Here is a 16605-nt window from a genome sequence, read left to right on the forward strand (position 1 = left end):
CATGCAGAAAACCTGGTTCAAAGAGTTTCATCCGATTGTGTACACCATTATTCTTGGTAGTGTATTTATGAACATTGGATTTGGTATGGTGATACCCTTTTTTGCCATCTATTTAAGTACATATACAGGGTTTAACCCGGTTTTCATTGGTTTCATTGTAGGTGCGACCGCAGTAGGCTCCATGTTAGGAGGATTTTTAGGAGGGACCTTGTCCGATCAGTACGGTAGAAAGTACATCATGCTACTGTCATTAGTATCAGCTTCTATCGTTTATGCGGGCTTTATGCTTAATTCTTATCCGGTTTTATTGGTCATTTTAACCTTAATCATGGGGTTTTGCACGTCATTTTTTGATCCCTGTGCCAAAGCGCTTATGGCAGATTTTACTGAGAGCAAGAAAAGGTTGAGAGCGTTCTCCCTAAGATACATTGGCGTCAACATTGGTTTTGCCATCGGCCCGTTATTAGGGGTCGTGTTAGGGATCACCACAAGCAGTCGGCTACCTTTTTTATTAGCCAGTATTATTTTACTTGTCTATGCTTTTGTCCTGTATCGTTTATTTATTATCTTTCATATTCAAGAGATTTCTATTCCCGAGAAGGAAAGAGTGAATATGCTAGGTTCTTTAAGGGCTGTTCGAAAGGATAGAATTTTGTTGTTCTTTCTCTTTGGGGGTTTACTAGCTACGACTGTACATGGCCAGTTTTCAGTCATATTATCACAATACTTTGAGCTTGAATGGAAAAGTGGATTAGCGTATTTAATGCTACTCTGGTCTGTCCATTCGCTTGTCATTGTCATGCTCGGTTTACCAATCGTAAAGATCATGGAGCGGTTGACATCATTTAGAGCTATCCTCTGTGGAAGTACTTTTTTTGCTCTTGGAATCCTTGGCTTTGCCTTCTCCTATGACTTTTTGACGTTTTGTTTAGCGATGATTATCTTTACGATTGGTGAGATCTTATTAATACCAGCAGAATACTCCATTATTGATGAGATTACTCCCGAGCAAATTCGTGGGACTTACTACGGTACGATCAATTTTACAGCAATAGGCTCATTTATTGGTCCATGGATATCTGGAATACTTCTAGTAAACTATGGTGGCTTAATCATGTTTGTCGTTTTAGCTTTTATTTGTATATTAAGTATTCTATTTTTCTATCTAGGTCATAGACGCAGAAATATTTATAGAATTAAACATTCTAAGCATCAAACAGAGGCTGGTCTTTGAGCCTTTTACTTGTATAATGGAAAAAACATTAGGTCATATCGTCACTTAGTGTAGAAGTAGAAGGGAAAATTGATAGCCGATCTTTTTAATGAAAGTGGTTTTAAAATTTAGTAATACAAGCAATATATCATACCCCAGTTAAACAAAATTTGAGCAATTAAAATCCCAAAAGACTTGAGACGGTCATCAAAGACGGTTAACCCTTTGAGATTTAAGTCATTACTTTTATCGTTCATAACACATCTGAAAATCTAGCTATTGTTTAGTCAATAAGAAGGGTTAAGGGAATTACTGTTACCCTGTTTATAAGACTATATGACCGGATGCTAGATAATAGTGGCTCCGTACCTATCTGGAGCTCTCTTTACTCTTTTTATTTAGTGAAGTGTACCATATTGGGTAGTGATTATCCTAAATTTTTAGATATATAGTAAGAGGACAATATTAATAACTTACAACGTTCAACAACCTTTTAAGTATAAAAAACGATCGATGCAGAAACCTTTTAGAAAAAATTTGACAGATAATAAAATACAGTGTACAGTAGTATTTACAATTTAATTGAAATGAATTTTCTTATCCAGAGAGGTGGAGGGACTGGCCCGAAGAAACCTCGGCAACAGACTTTTAAGTACTGTGCCAATTCCAGCAAGCGAAAGTGCCTGAAAGATAAGAAGAGAAATGAATACATCTATTCGACCTCTTCTTATCAAATTAAGAAGAGGTTTTTTCATTTAACTTATTGGACCACCAAGAGTGTAAAGACTTCCGACTAGGCATATGCTTTACAAGTTCGAATTGAACTTTGTACTTACAATAAGCTGAAGGGGAGATAGGAATATGAGTAAACTCGATGAGGCGCAACTTGAACATTTACGTGCCAGTTTACAAGATCTTGAATATGGATCAATTTTAATTACCGTGCATGATGGTTTTATCACACAAATTGATACGACTGAAAAAAAGCGATTTGATCGAAGTTTGTCCTTACCAAAAGGTCGTCGTTCAAAAGAGAATAACTTATGCCGATTAGACAACTAAAGGCATCTATCATTCTTTTCCAATGTACTTATTATATTGGAAAGTATGTTTAGATGCCTTTTTTATTTTTAGTGAAAAGGAAACACATTCTACAATCTTTACTAGGTAGGATGAACGGTAAGTTAAGCTTTGAAAGGGGTAATAGAGGATGTCAAGTCGATGTAGGAAGGAAACTTTTCTCGTTCAAATTGGAAACAGAAAAGAGGAGCATTTTCGCGCAGTAAGTACACCAATCTATTTTTCTACTGCGTATCGTCATGAGGAAATCGGTCTGCAAGATGGATACGATTATATTCGAACTGGAAACCCTACTCGTGATGTGTTGGAAGAAGCAGTTGCAGAACTAGAAGGCGGAGATCAAGCATTTGCGACTTCATCTGGAATGGCAGCAGTCCAACTCGTATTTTCACTTTTTGAAAAAGGTTCTCACTTTATTTCCTCAAGGGATATTTATGGAGGGAATTATCGCTTATTTGAACTATTTGAAGAGAAATACGGTTTTGAGTTTTCTTATTGGGATGGCAAAAGTTACGAAGAATTAAAGGCATTAAGGAAAGAAAATACGAAAGCAATTTTTATTGAAACACCGACAAATCCATTAATGCAAACAGTTGATTTACAAAAAATATCAGCTTTTGCCAAACAGTATCATATCCTTCATGTTGTGGATAATACGTTGTATACACCTTTTATCCAGCGGCCATTAGAGCAAGGTGCAGATATCGTTATTCATAGTGCGACTAAATATTTAGCAGGGCATAATGATTTATTAGCAGGACTTGTTATCTCAAAAGGAGAGAAGTTAAGTGAAGAACTTGGCTTTTTGCATAATTCAATTGGTTCTGTCTTATCCCCATACGATTGTTGGAGCTTAATTAGAGGATTAAAAACATTAGCACTTAGAATGAGGCAGCACGAAAACAATGCACAACATGTAGTGGATTATTTAAAAAGACACCCGCTTGTAACAGACGTCTATTATCCGGGACGCAGTGGGATGTTAAGTTTTGAAATAGTAGATGAATCACTTGTCTCACCATTTTTAAAGGCGTTAAAATTATTCACTTTTGCTGAAAGTTTAGGTGGAGTGGAAAGCTTTTTAACGTATCCAGTTACCCAAACACATATGGACATTCCAGAAGAAGTACGGATTACGTACGGTTTATCGAATCGATTGCTTCGGGCTTCAGTAGGTGTGGAACATGGAGATGATATCGTCGCTGATTTGGAGCAAGCATTTCAAGCAGTTGAACAACTGGAGGTGACATAACTTTTGAGTTTACTGACAGATTTAAAAAAACAAATTTTAATTGCCGATGGTGCGATGGGAACGATTCTATATTCACATGGAGTTGATAGAAGTTTTGAAGAGTTAAATGTAACACATCCCGAGCAAATTCAAAATGTCCATGAAGCTTACATTAATGCTGGTGCAAATGTGATTCAAACGAATACTTACGGCGCTAACTATATTAAACTAGCACGCTACGGTTTAGAAGAACAAGTGAAAAAAATCAATCAAAAAGCAGTACAAATTGCCAAGCTAGCTGCTAAAGGGAAAGTACATGTTTTAGGAAATATTGGTGGCATTCACGGTGCACAAACATTAATTGAAACAGAAGAGGAAATTAAGCGTAGTTTTAGAGAGCAGCTATATTGTTTGTTACTAGAAGGTGTAGATGGTCTTATTTTAGAAACGTATTACAACTTGGATGAATTGAAGACAGTTCTAAAAATTGCGCGGGAGGAAACAGATGTACCAATCATTACGAATGTGTCGATGCATGAACCTGGAGTCCTTGAAAATGGTTTAGCTTTAACAGAGGCATTGAAACAACTAGAAGCGCTTGGTGCAGATGTTGTTGGAGTGAATTGTCGTTTAGGCCCATCACAAATGGTGACATCGCTAGAATCCGTACCGCTTTTAGAAAAAGCTTACTTAGCTGCATATCCAAATGCAAGTTTACCAGCTTATCGTGATGGTGTGCTATTTTATGAAAATGAACCAGATTATTTTCAAACTTGTGCACGAGATCTCCGTAATCAAGGTGTTCGCTTAATTGGAGGCTGTTGTGGTACGACACCAGAACATGTAAGAGCTCTAGCAGAAGGGGTGAAAAATGTAGCTCCTTTAGAAGAAAAAGTTGTAAAGCAAGAAGAACTGGTGGAGATTTTACCTGAAAGAAAACATAGAGAAAAAACAATACCAGAACTTGCGAAAGAACGCCCTACGATCATCGTAGAATTAGATGCTCCGAAGCATTTAGATATAACTGATTATGTCGAAGGAGCAAAAGCATTAAAAGAAGCAGGCATTGATGCTATTACACTTGCAGACAATTCACTTGCAACACCGAGAATTAGTAATGTAGCGATCGCTACTATCTTGCAAGAGCTTGGGATTAAACCACTCGTCCATTTAACTTGTCGTGATCGTAACTTAATCGGACTCCAGTCTCATCTAATGGGTCTACATACACTCGGTATTTCGGAGGTGCTTGCGATTACAGGTGATCCGACTAAAATTGGGGATTTCCCTGGAGCAACTTCTGTTTTTGATGTGAATTCGTTCAAATTAATCGAACTGATTAAAAAAGGAAATAACGGTATTTCCTTTTCAGGTAAGTCATTAAGGGAAAAAACATCCTTTAGTGTTGCAGCTGCATTTAACCCGAATGTTGCAAATGTGAAAAGAGCTGTACAACGATTAGAGAAAAAGATTGCTAGTGGTGCAGATTATATTTTGACACAACCTGTTTATAGCAATGAAAAAATGATTGAATTAAAAGAGGCGACTGCACATATTGAAGCACCCATTTTCCTGGGGATTATGCCTCTAACATCGACAAAGAATGCTGAGTTTTTGCATAATGAAGTACCTGGAATTAAGTTAACAGATGAAGTTCGTGCGAGAATGAAGGCAGCGGAAGGAAATAGGGCATTATCGACTAGGGAAAGTATCGAAATATCGAAAGAGTTAATCGACACGGCTATAGAACATTTTAATGGAATCTATTTAATTACACCATTTATGCGCTACGATATTTGTGTAGAACTTATTCACTATATTCATGAAAAAAATGCTTTAGTAAAAACGAATGAAGTAACTATTTAAAGCTTTTTGTTATAGGGACCCCCTCTAATCTGGCGTGGAGCTCATTCTAAAGCGTCTCCGTCCGTAATGGTTTGGCGGATCTGGCTCGAAAACTGGCGCAGGTTCGCAAAAATATGGCGCAAGTTCGCGAAAATATGGCGCATCTCGCCTAAGATATGGCGCAAGTTCGCAAAAATATGGTGTATCTCACTAAAATAAGGCGTTAACATCAAAAATAATAGGGCAGTCCCAATGAATATGGTGCATCACAAAATGAAATTAGTAATTTGTGCACAAAGCACTTAAAAAATAATAAATATTACTGGAGGATACAACATGTCAACAATTAAAAGTTCAAACTTAGGTTACCCACGAATTGGGGAAAATAGAGAATGGAAAAGAGCACTAGAAAGTTTTTGGAATGGAAATATTTCAGAGGAAGAACTAATTGAAAAAACAGATGAAATTCGACTAAACAATTTAAAAAAGCAAAAAGAACAAGGTATTGATCTAATTCCAGTTGGAGACTTTTCATTATATGACCATGTGCTAGATACGTCTGCAACATTTGGAATTGTTCCAGAACGTTACAATTATACAGGTGGAAAAGTGGATGTGGATACGTATTTTGCGATTGCCCGTGGGGTAGATGATGCTATAGCTTCGGAAATGACAAAATGGTTCAATACAAACTACCATTATATCGTTCCCGAATTAAATAATGCTAAGCCGACACTTGTTGAAAATCGTGCCCTTTATTTTTATAAGGAAGCAAAAGAAAAGCTAGGCATTGACGGAAAATCAGTTATTTTAGGCCCAATCACGTATTTACAACTTTCTAAAGGATACGAGGACAGTGAATTTGACCAATTAGTAGATACATTTACACCATTATATGTACAAATTTTACAAGAGCTTGCTGAAGCAGGAGCTACTTGGGTTCAAATTGATGAACCAATTTTTGCGACGAATATTTCAGAAGATGTACTCGCAGCGACACAAAAGGTGTATGAAACATTTACTAAAGAGGTTCCAGGAATTAATCTTATTTTCCAAACGTATTTTGAAAAAGTTTCGAACTATGAAGCGATTGTCAATCTTCCAGTAAAAGCAATCGGACTCGACTTTGTTCATGGTGATTCACTAGAGTTACTGAAAACGTATGGATTCCCAAAAGATAAAGTACTTGCAGCAGGAATTGTTGATGGACGTAATGTATGGAGAGCAAATCTGGAAGAAAAATTAACGGTGCTTGAAACGATTAAGCAATTTGTCAAAGAAGATCAACTAATCGTTCAACCATCTTCCTCTTTACTACATGTACCTGTAACAAAAACGTTAGAACAAAAAATTGATCCAGTTATTCTTGGTGGGCTTTCTTTTGCAGATGAAAAGTTGCAAGAAATTGTGATCTTGACAAAAGGATTACAAGAAGGAAGAACGGCCGTTGAAGCAAATATTAAACAGGCAACAGAAGAGCTAAATAACTTACAAGCAACATACCGTTCCAATGATCAAGTTCGAAAAGATATTGCTAACTTAACAGCTGAAGATGCTGTACGTCATTTACCATTTGCGGAAAGAATTAAACTTCAAGATGAACGTTTTAATTTGCCATTACTACCAACAACTTCAATCGGTAGTTTACCACAAACACCTGAAGTGAGAAGCACACGAACTAAATGGCGTAAAGGTGAAATTACGGATCAGCAGTATGAGCAATTTGTAAATGACAATATTAAACGATGGATTGAAATTCAAGAAGAACTCGATATTGATGTACTTGTACATGGAGAGTTTGAACGAAATGATATGGTTGAATATTTCGGGGAGAAATTTAACGGATTTAGTGTAACAGAATACGGCTGGGTACAATCGTATGGTTCTCGTTGCGTAAAGCCTCCTTTAATTTTTGGTGACGTATCTTGGGATAAACCAATTACGGTAAAGGAAAGTGTTTTTGCCCAGTCATACACAGAACGTCCAGTAAAAGGAATGTTAACAGGTCCTGTAACCATTTTGAACTGGTCATTTGTTCATGACACAACACCACGTTATGACATTATGAAACAAATCGCATTAGCACTACAAAAAGAAATTGAAGCATTAGAAGAGAATGGGATTAAAATTGTTCAAGTGGATGAGCCAGCATTACGGGAAGGACTACCGCTTGACCATGCAAAATGGGATGAATATTTAGAAGCATCAGCATATGCATTCCGCTTAGCGACAGCAACGGCTGAAGCTGACACACAAATTCATACACATATGTGCTATTCGAACTTCGAAGATATCTTCGATTGTATTGATGCACTTGATGCAGACGTTATTTCGATCGAAACGTCACGTAGCCATGGGGAACTTGTTTCAACATTTGAAGATAATACGTACACGAAGGAAATTGGACTTGGAGTATATGATATTCATAGTCCAAGAATTCCGGCAGTGGAAGAAATTAAGCAAAACATTCATCGTGCATTACAGACGATTCCACCAAAACAATTCTGGGTAAACCCTGATTGCGGATTAAAAACACGTAAAGAAGACGAAACAATTGCGGCCCTAAAAGTAATGGTGCAAGCAGCAAAAGAAGCTCGTGAAGAACAAGTAGCACTTCAAAATAAATAATAATTGATAGAGGGAGGGGAGACCTTCCCTTTTTTCATTGCTATCCGTTGTTAAAAGAAATGTTTCCATTTTGGCAGAAAACTTTTATGATTGGCTCCATTTCAAATAGCCTAATGGGTCATTTTTCGAACTGCACCACTTACGTTCGTTCAATTGTCCGTGAATAAAACGCTAAAACAGGAATGACTCCACAGCGAAGGAAAGGGGGCCCACTGAAAAACGATAGCGTTCCGTTGACCGGAGCGTAAGGCGGCGACTCCTATACATGCTCGTCCGAGGTCACTGAAAAAATCCCCAAGGTTTGTGTACATGTGTTCCATCCGAATTCACTTCGCTTTCCACGGGCAACGCCTCAACTAATTTCAAAAGTTTTATTCAAAACGTTTGAAATGGATTTTCGGCTGTTGCTTTTCTAGCAAATATTTACGATGGGACGAGCATTTAGCGCAGTCCCAGGAGTCTTCGTGAATTCGGATTCCACACAAATAAACATGAAATATATTGACTTTTTCTTTCATGCTATTGAATTAGTCCGTGAAAATTTTTTAAAAAAGAATTAGAGGAAAAAATGCCTACAATTCTTCTTTATTTTCTCATAATAATTGAATGAAATTTCAATCGTATGTTTTTCAGCGGCCTCTGCTCGTCTCACCGTAAAGATTTGCGGGAAAGCGAGACAGCTGAGACCCTGCAGGAGCGTAGCGATGAAGCGGTCCAGCGCTCGCCCGTGGAAAGCGCCCACCTGAAGCGGAAATTAACAGTATGTCATGATAAACCCCAAGTAAAGAACTTTTTCAGTGGACCCAAGGAAAGGAGAGCGAGGGCGATCATCACGGCTTAGGATTGGGCCTGCGCTTACTTGTCCTATTGAAGAGCATTGGCACTTCGTTTGTCCACGGTAAAGCTTGTGACATGATCGACGCCTAGCACGTCTTGTGGTGGCAGGAGGCTCAAGCAACTCTAAGAGCAACAGTTGTAATAAATTCATATTGATCGGATTAATCTTTACTTAATTACATAATAAAATGGAGTCACTTATTAGTGGTTAGGTGTGCTAAAATAAATGTGAAATAAAAACAATTTAAGTTAGGAGGAGATGTTTTTGAGGAAACCTTCCCTTGTTATTGTTTTATTTAGTCTATTACTTATTAGTGTAGCTTGTTCACAAAAAAGTGTTACACAAAGTGAAATTAAACTTCCAGAAGATATTCCCGAATATGTTGATGAAGATGATTTTGACCAAATTAATTGGGAGAATAAAGCCGTTGAATTCGGTGATCGAGGGATCATTGGCAACGAAAATAAGTCGGGTGTTATTGGTGCTGAAATGACTAGTCTAAATGGTCAGAAATGGATGTGGCATCTTTGGGGAGTAGACAATGGCGACTTAACGATAGTTGGATATCATAAAGAATCTGGCACAGTTCACAAAATTTTAATGGATGGCTGGACAATACAAGCTCAAAGTCCAAATAATGGTGCTGATTCCCATGCACCATCGTCTGTGAAAATTCCCAAAATAGGTGAATGGGCGATACTACTTTACGTGGATGGTACTTTATTTGATACATTAATTTATGAGATAAATGAATAAACCATAAAATGAACGCTAAGCTATTCTAGTTTGGCGTTTCTTCTATTTCTGTAGTGCTTTCACTAATGAAGATATTTTCCAGCTATCAACCAAATTAAAGTTGACAATCTCATAAATAAATGGTATCTTTTTTATAGACTGACGGTCGGTCTATAAAGTGGAGGCAGATATGAATGAGAATTTCAAAAGCACCAGAAGAACGTAGAAAAGAAATCTTAGATGTTGCGGAAAAATTATTTTCAACAAAAGGGTATGTGCATACAACAATAAACGACATTTTAAAAACGATTGGTATCGCTAAAGGGACATTTTATTATCATTTCCAATCAAAAGAAGCAGTAATGGATGCGATAGTAGAGCGGTTTATTGAAGAAGGGGTAAAAGTGGCGGAGCAAATAGCGGCAAATCCAGATCTCAACGCGCAGGAGAAAATATTTCAAATTATTATGGCGCAAAATCCTGAAGCGGGTAGAAAAGAAAAAATGATAGAAGAATTACACCAAGTAAATAATGCCGAAATGCATCAGAAAAGCTTAGTTGAAACGATCGTACAACTGACACCGATTTTAACGAAAGTGATAGAGCAAGGAATCGAAGAAGGTGTTTTTCGTACACCATATCCGAAAGAAACAGTCGAAGTGTTATTAGTGTCATCGGGTTTTTTATTTGATGAAGGAATATTTCAATGGGACCCAAATGAACAAATGGATAAAGCTGTCGCCTTCACGTATATTTTGGAAAAAACGTTGGGGGCAGAACAAGGTAGTTTTAGTTATTTACTTACTAAACTCGGGGAATAGGGAACTTTATTCAATAAGAGGTGGAGTATGGAAAATATGATCGAAGTCAAAAATTTTGTGAGAAAGTATGGAGATTTTACTGCAGTGGATCATGTTTCATTTCATGTAAAAAATGGTAGTATCTTTGCGTTTTTGGGACCTAATGGTGCTGGTAAAAGTTCCACCATTCATACATTATGTACCATAACGGAAAAAACATCCGGAACATTGCTTATCGATGGAAAAGATGTAACGAAGGATAAAGCTAGTGTCAGAAATGTTATTGGTGTTGTTTTTCAAGATTCGACGCTTGATAATAAAATGACAGTGGAAGAAAATTTAAAAATGCATTGTCATTTTTATCATATACCCAAATCCAAGATGGATGAACGCATAGAGTTCGTTTTAAGTATCGTTGATCTCATCGAATGGAAAAAAGCCATGGTTAGTAGTTTATCCGGCGGAATGAAGAGGCGGGTAGAAATAGCACGAAGTCTTTTGCATTTTCCGAAAGTGTTATTTTTAGATGAACCGACTACAGGCCTTGATCCCCAAACAAGAGCAAATATTTGGGAGTATATTATTAAACTACAACAGGAGAGAAATATGACGGTTTTTTTAACGACTCATTATATGGATGAGGCTGAAATATGTGATAAGGTTGCTGTTATTGATCATGGAAAAATAATTGCTTTTGACAAGCCAGATGTCTTGAAAAAGAAGTATACGATAGATAAAGCATTTATTACGAGTAGTCAGCCAAAAAAACTAGAGGAGCTATGCCACTATTTTTCGTTGGAATATGAGAAAAATGAGGATGTTTTCACGATTGAGTTGACGCAATCTTCAGATATAATGGGACTTTTGAATGGACATAGAGACTCGATAAAAGATTTAGAGATTAAAAAAGGAACGTTGAATGACGTGTTTCTGGAAATAACCGGAAGAGATATTAGGGAGGGGTAACAAGTGCGAATTATCACAGCTTTATGGCTAAGGAATGTAAAATTATTTTTCAGAAACCGTGTGCAATTAATCCTACTTCTAATTATGCCTTTCTTTTATTTATATTTAATTAGTACCATTTTTAAAAGTGTCTCGATTGATGATTCAATCAGTTACGTGTTAGCTGGAATAGTGATCATTGTTGTCTTTCAAACATCATTAAACATTGCTACCTCAACGATTGAAGATATTACTTCGGGTTATATGAAAGAAGTGTTGGTAAGCCCTGTTAAAAGAATAGAGATTGCGATTGGTCAAATGTTGTCTTCTACAACGATTGCGACATTTCAAGGAATACTCATTTTAATCATCGGTTATTTTATCGGAATGAAATATTCAAATCTCACAACACCCTTGGCGATTATATGTGCAATGATCAGTATTGGCTTTGTTTTTTCATCATTTGGATTATTTTTAGCAGCTTCCGTGAAAAATGCTCAAACCTTTCAAATTATCTCTGTGGCAGTTACGACACCGATTACTTTTTTATGTGGTGTTTATGTACCATTGAGCTTACTACCGAATGGCTTACAGTTTCTCGCTTTATTGAATCCAATGACATATGCGACCGCCTTTTTTAGAGCATTAAGTTTAGAAAAACTATCACTCCCAACAGAAGAATTAATCACTGAACAACTTGCTTTTAAAGTGAGTAATTTCATTATTACCCCACAACTAGGTATGGTGATCGTTTCACTATTTGGCTTATTATTTATTGTTTTATCTACGCTTATTTTTTCGAAGGTTGATTTTACAAAAATAAATCGAGCACAAGGTAATAAAGATATTTTTCAGCAATAAATCGATAAGGTGGGAGGAAAGTTTGCAATGTTGTTCAACATGATGAAAAAAGATGTACAAAAAAATAAAATGCTAACAATTATTTTATTTACTTTTATTATGTTATCTGCATTCCTTGCTTCAAGTGGTACAAATATAATAGTAGAATTAACTAATTCAATGAATGCTTTATTTACTAAATCGAATGCACCTCATTTTGTCCAAATGCATGCTGGGGAAGTAAATGAGGTGGAATTGACTAATTTTGCAAACAATAATCCTTTCGTTAAAGAAGAACAAATCGTAGAACTACTGCAAATTGACGGTACTAATATTTATTTTAACGGAAGCAATCGATTAGGAAATAATAGTTTGATGGATCATTATTTTGTCGTTCAAAATAGATCATTTGATTTATTACTCAACTTGGAAAGTGAAGTGATCGATCTTTCCAAAGGAGAAATTGCGGTTCCACTTTATTTTAAGCAACAGGAAAATTTAGAACTTGGTGACACAATCACTATTTCGAATCAAGGTTTTCAGCTGGATGTAACGATTGTCGATTTTGTTCGTGATGTGCAAATGAATCCGTCGATCGTTCATTCTAAACGATTTGTTGTCCATCATGAAGATCTAAACTTGTTAAAGGCGAACCTTGGGGAAAGTGAATATGCCATCGAATTTTTACTTACTGATTTAAAAGACTTAGATGCCTTTAGAAATGACTATCAATCGGCCTCCTTACCTGCAAAGGGCCCCGCGATCGATTATCATTTATTTAAAGTGTTAAATGGGATAACAGACGGCATCGTTGCGGTTGTTATTTTCCTAGTAAGTATATTCATTATTATGATTGCCGTTCTTTGTATAAGATACGTCCTTTTAGCTACGATGGAAGAAGATTTTAAAGAAATCGGCGTGTTAAAAGCATTAGGGATAAGCCTGTTGGACATCAAAAAAATGTATGGAATGAAATACATCGTCCTTTCTGCCTTTGCCTCTATTGTTGGATATGTTGCATCCTTATTTTTTCACCGATTATTCACAAAGAATATGATGTTATATATAGGAACCGCACCAAAAAGTTTTTCACTTCAAATCGTCCCTTTGATTTCTGTCATGATTGTGTTTCTTCTGATTATGTGTTTTTGCATGTTAACATTAAGAAAGTTTAATCACATTACTGCTGTCAATGCTTTGCGTTCTGGAACAGTTAGGGAAGCGGGGCGAAGACAAAATATACTAGCCCTACATAATCGCCTTCCATTTAATATTCATTTTCATTTAGCATGTAAAGATGTGCTCTCACGTTTTAACACCTATTGTTTATTATTCGTTGTATTTATTATTTGTACCTTTCTTATCATTGTTCCGGTAAATTTTCTTCATACGATCCAGTCACCTAACTTTATTCAGTATATGGGAGTTGAGAAAAGCGATATACGAATTGATTTACAGCAATCAGATCATATCGCCCAAGATTTTAATCATCTAATGGAAAAAATAGAACAGGATGAAGACGTGGATAAATTTTCACCGTCTGTTACAAGTCAGTTTAAAGTAATTAACAATGAAGGGAACGAAGAAAATTTCGTTATTGAAACAGGAGATTTTACGGTTTTTCCCCTAGAGTATCTACATGGCCATGCGCCAAAAGGTGAAAACGAAATTGCCCTTTCTTATTTAAATAGTAAAGAACTTGAAAAGAATGTTGGCGACGAGCTGACCATTATAATCGATAACAGGGAGAAAACGATGATTGTTCGTGGTGTATACCAAGATGTGACAAATGGTGGTCGAACGGCTAAGGCAGCACTTCCATTCAATAACAATACAGCACTTTGGTATGAAATCAGTTTAAATGTGAAGCACCATATAAACATAAGTGAGAAAGTCGAGGAATATTCTAAGACCCTTCATGCTGCAAAGGTTACGGATTTGCAAAACTATTTAGTGCAAACATTTGGAAATACCATTGAACAGTTAAAATTATTTATTCTTTTTACAATCATTATAACGATTCTATTAACCATTTTGATTACTACATTATTTCTTAAAATGTTAATTGCTAAAGATGGGACCCGGATTGCAATGATGAGATCTATCGGTTTTTCATCAAAAAATATGAAGGTTCAATATATGACGAAAACGCTTATTGTATTAAGTATGGGAATTGTTGGTGGGACAGTTATTTCTAATACAATTGGTCAAGGCTTAGTAAGTGTTTTATTGTCCTTTATGGGCGCAAGTAAAATGAAGTTTGTCATTGATCCAGTTCAGGCCTACGTGATCGTTCCACTTCTATTTATGATAGTCGTATCAACTGTGGCATTCGTAAGTGTTTCTTCTATTAAGAAATTAACAATTGTAACGATGAATAGTTAATGGTGTAGAGCACATTTAAAGGGGCCTTAGTTCAAGCGGACTTTTTACTAAACAGCTTTTAAACGTATTTTCGAGGAGGGAAGGTATGGGAATCATTTTACAAGCAAAACAATTAAATAAAACGTATTGCCTTGGAAAAGACAATCACCTTCAAGTACTTAATAATGTAAACGTAGTAATTGAAAGAGGAGAATTTATCTCTGTAATGGGGCCATCGGGCTCAGGTAAATCAACCTTTCTTTATAATATAAGTGGCATGGATAAAATATCGTCAGGTAGTGTGACATTTAATGGGCAAGAAATAGCAGACTTAGCTGAAAAAGAATTATCTAGTCTACGATTAAATAAAATGGGATTTGTTTTTCAGCAACCTCATTTATTACCGAACCTATCTATCCTGGATAATATTATTTTATCCGCCTATTTGGCTAAACAAAGTAGCCGCCAAACGATTAATGAAAAAGCGATTGATTTAATGAAAAAAATAGGCATAGCTGAACTAGCACATCACGATATTACTCAAGCATCCGGTGGTCAACTTCAAAGAGTAGCAATTTGTCGAGCATTAATAAATCAACCAAAAATGATATTTGGCGATGAACCTACAGGTGCACTAAACTCCCAATCTGCAATGGAAGTGATGGAAATATTAGCAAATATTAACGAGCTTGGAACAACTATTCTATTAGTTACCCATGATGTTAAAATTGCCGCTAAAACAGATCGAGTCCTTTACATGCTAGATGGAAGTATCATTGGTGAAAAAAGAATTGGTAAGTATATAAAGAGACATAAGGATTTGAAGATGAGGGAAAAAATTCTATCTGGATGGTTGACAGAAAAAGGGTTTTAAACGTAATGTAAACGAACTTATGAAGGCAAAGAGGATAATAATGGAAGGGATGGAGGGCATAAATGAAATTTTTAACAAAGAGAAGAGATTTCTATATTTCCGAATCAGGAATTGATTCTGTGGAAAAAGTTTCACTAGGTGGAGTCGATCAGTCCATACTTATTCAGGCTGAAAATCCAGAAAATCCAATTTTACTATTTGTTCATGGTGGACCATGTATGCCTGTACCAGGGGTTGTCTCGCGTGGGCAAGATTATGCAATTGCTATTTCAACAAAAGAACTTGTTAAACACTTTGTTTTAGTGTTTTGGGATCAAAGAGGCGCTGGAAAATCATTTGATAAAACTATTTCACCCGAAACAATGAGAGTGAAACAATTCATAAGTGACTGTAATCAACTCATTGATATATTATTAGGAAGATTTAATCAAGAAAAAATGTATCTTGCAGCACATTCTTGGGGAACGGTGATAGGTTTAACGATTGCAGCAAAATATCCTGAAAAACTTCATGCATATATAGGTATCTCACAAATGATGAATTGGGCGGAAAATGACAAGTTTTGTTATGAATGGTTATGGGAAAAAGCCGAATCAAATAACGATAAAAAGACGCTTAAGAAATTGGTAGCTCTTGGCAGACCTCCTTATGTGAATGATGTAAAGCAATGGATCAACTTTCGAAGTCCATTAATGAAATATAAATCAATGGTCTATGAAAGTGAAACAGTAAGGCATCCCGGCATGATCGGTGGATTAAAGATATTTTTAAATGCTGTTGACTATTCGTTAATTGATTTTTATCATACATTTCGCAGTGCTTATCATTTAACCTATACAAAGGAATTGATTAAAGATTTTTCTGAAATAAACTTTCATTCTATTGAAAAAATGAATATTCCAGTTTTCTTCTTGCACGGTAGGCAAGACTTGCACCTCGATGGCGAACCAGTTAAATGTTTTGTAGAAAAGTTATCTGCTCCCCAAAAGAAAATGATTTGGTATGAAAATTCCTCCCATATGTTCCACCCGGATGATGCGAAGGAAATTGAAAAATATATTATTGGGATTGTTCAGGAGGGAAAAAGAGGTAAAGTGTCAAACATCCATTATTGATCACGAATGGGGGTACACTTCAAGGATTTATTGAAAAACATCGTTCCTGCTATAGAAATTAATGGAGTATTAAGTGAGAGGGTATGAAAATGATATA

12 protein-coding genes and 1 riboswitch are annotated in these 16605 nt (G+C 36.2%); all 12 genes read left to right on the forward strand.

The window, feature by feature from the left end; genetic code table 11:
- Position 1: 1 nt before the first annotated feature.
- The 12 genes from DFR56_RS19645 to DFR56_RS19700 all read left to right on the forward strand — a co-directional run bounded on the left by DFR56_RS19645 (position 2) and on the right by DFR56_RS19700 (position 16508).
- Entirely contained in the window at positions 2-1234 is a 1233-nt protein-coding gene (locus tag DFR56_RS19645) for an MDR family MFS transporter (protein WP_110397162.1), read from the forward strand.
- A 573-nt stretch (positions 1235-1807) separates the two neighbouring features.
- A riboswitch (SAM riboswitch) is annotated at positions 1808-1910 on the forward strand.
- 164 nt (positions 1911-2074) lie between these two features.
- On the forward strand, positions 2075-2275 hold the full coding sequence (locus tag DFR56_RS19650; protein WP_110397163.1) for a YezD family protein: 201 nt from the start codon (positions 2075-2077) through the stop codon (positions 2273-2275).
- Between the two features lie 148 nt (positions 2276-2423).
- Positions 2424-3545 (forward strand): aminotransferase class I/II-fold pyridoxal phosphate-dependent enzyme, encoded by a 1122-nt coding sequence (locus tag DFR56_RS19655; RefSeq protein ID WP_110397164.1) that lies wholly within the window; start codon positions 2424-2426, stop codon positions 3543-3545.
- Positions 3546-3548: 3 nt separating this feature from the next.
- Entirely contained in the window at positions 3549-5390 is a 1842-nt protein-coding gene (locus tag DFR56_RS19660) for a bifunctional homocysteine S-methyltransferase/methylenetetrahydrofolate reductase (RefSeq protein ID WP_110397165.1), read from the forward strand.
- 315 nt (positions 5391-5705) lie between these two features.
- Positions 5706-7997, forward strand: coding sequence for a 5-methyltetrahydropteroyltriglutamate--homocysteine S-methyltransferase (metE, locus tag DFR56_RS19665; protein WP_110397166.1), 2292 nt, complete (start codon positions 5706-5708; stop codon positions 7995-7997).
- A gap of 1096 nt (positions 7998-9093) precedes the next feature.
- Complete coding sequence (locus DFR56_RS19670) at positions 9094-9591, forward strand: hypothetical protein (RefSeq protein WP_110397167.1); 498 nt, start codon at positions 9094-9096, stop codon at positions 9589-9591.
- 173 nt (positions 9592-9764) lie between these two features.
- Positions 9765-10391, forward strand: coding sequence for a TetR/AcrR family transcriptional regulator (locus DFR56_RS19675; protein WP_110397168.1), 627 nt, complete (start codon positions 9765-9767; stop codon positions 10389-10391).
- A 27-nt stretch (positions 10392-10418) separates the two neighbouring features.
- Entirely contained in the window at positions 10419-11336 is a 918-nt protein-coding gene (locus DFR56_RS19680) for an ATP-binding cassette domain-containing protein (protein ID WP_110397169.1), read from the forward strand.
- 3 nt (positions 11337-11339) lie between these two features.
- A complete protein-coding gene (locus tag DFR56_RS19685) occupies positions 11340-12176 on the forward strand; it encodes an ABC transporter permease (protein ID WP_110397170.1) in 837 nt (278 codons plus the stop codon).
- Between the two features lie 27 nt (positions 12177-12203).
- Positions 12204-14540 carry an ABC transporter permease gene (locus DFR56_RS19690; RefSeq protein WP_244916595.1) on the forward strand — a complete coding sequence of 779 codons (2337 nt, stop codon included), beginning with the start codon at positions 12204-12206 and terminating at the stop codon, positions 14538-14540.
- A gap of 85 nt (positions 14541-14625) precedes the next feature.
- Positions 14626-15393, forward strand: coding sequence for an ABC transporter ATP-binding protein (locus tag DFR56_RS19695; RefSeq protein WP_110397171.1), 768 nt, complete (start codon positions 14626-14628; stop codon positions 15391-15393).
- Between the two features lie 62 nt (positions 15394-15455).
- Positions 15456-16508, forward strand: a complete 1053-nt coding sequence (locus tag DFR56_RS19700) for an alpha/beta fold hydrolase (protein WP_110397172.1) — start codon at positions 15456-15458, stop codon at positions 16506-16508.
- Positions 16509-16605 lie beyond the last annotated feature (97 nt).

This window comes from Pseudogracilibacillus auburnensis, assembly GCF_003201975.1.
Classification (GTDB): Bacteria; Bacillota; Bacilli; order Bacillales; family Amphibacillaceae; genus Pseudogracilibacillus; species Pseudogracilibacillus auburnensis.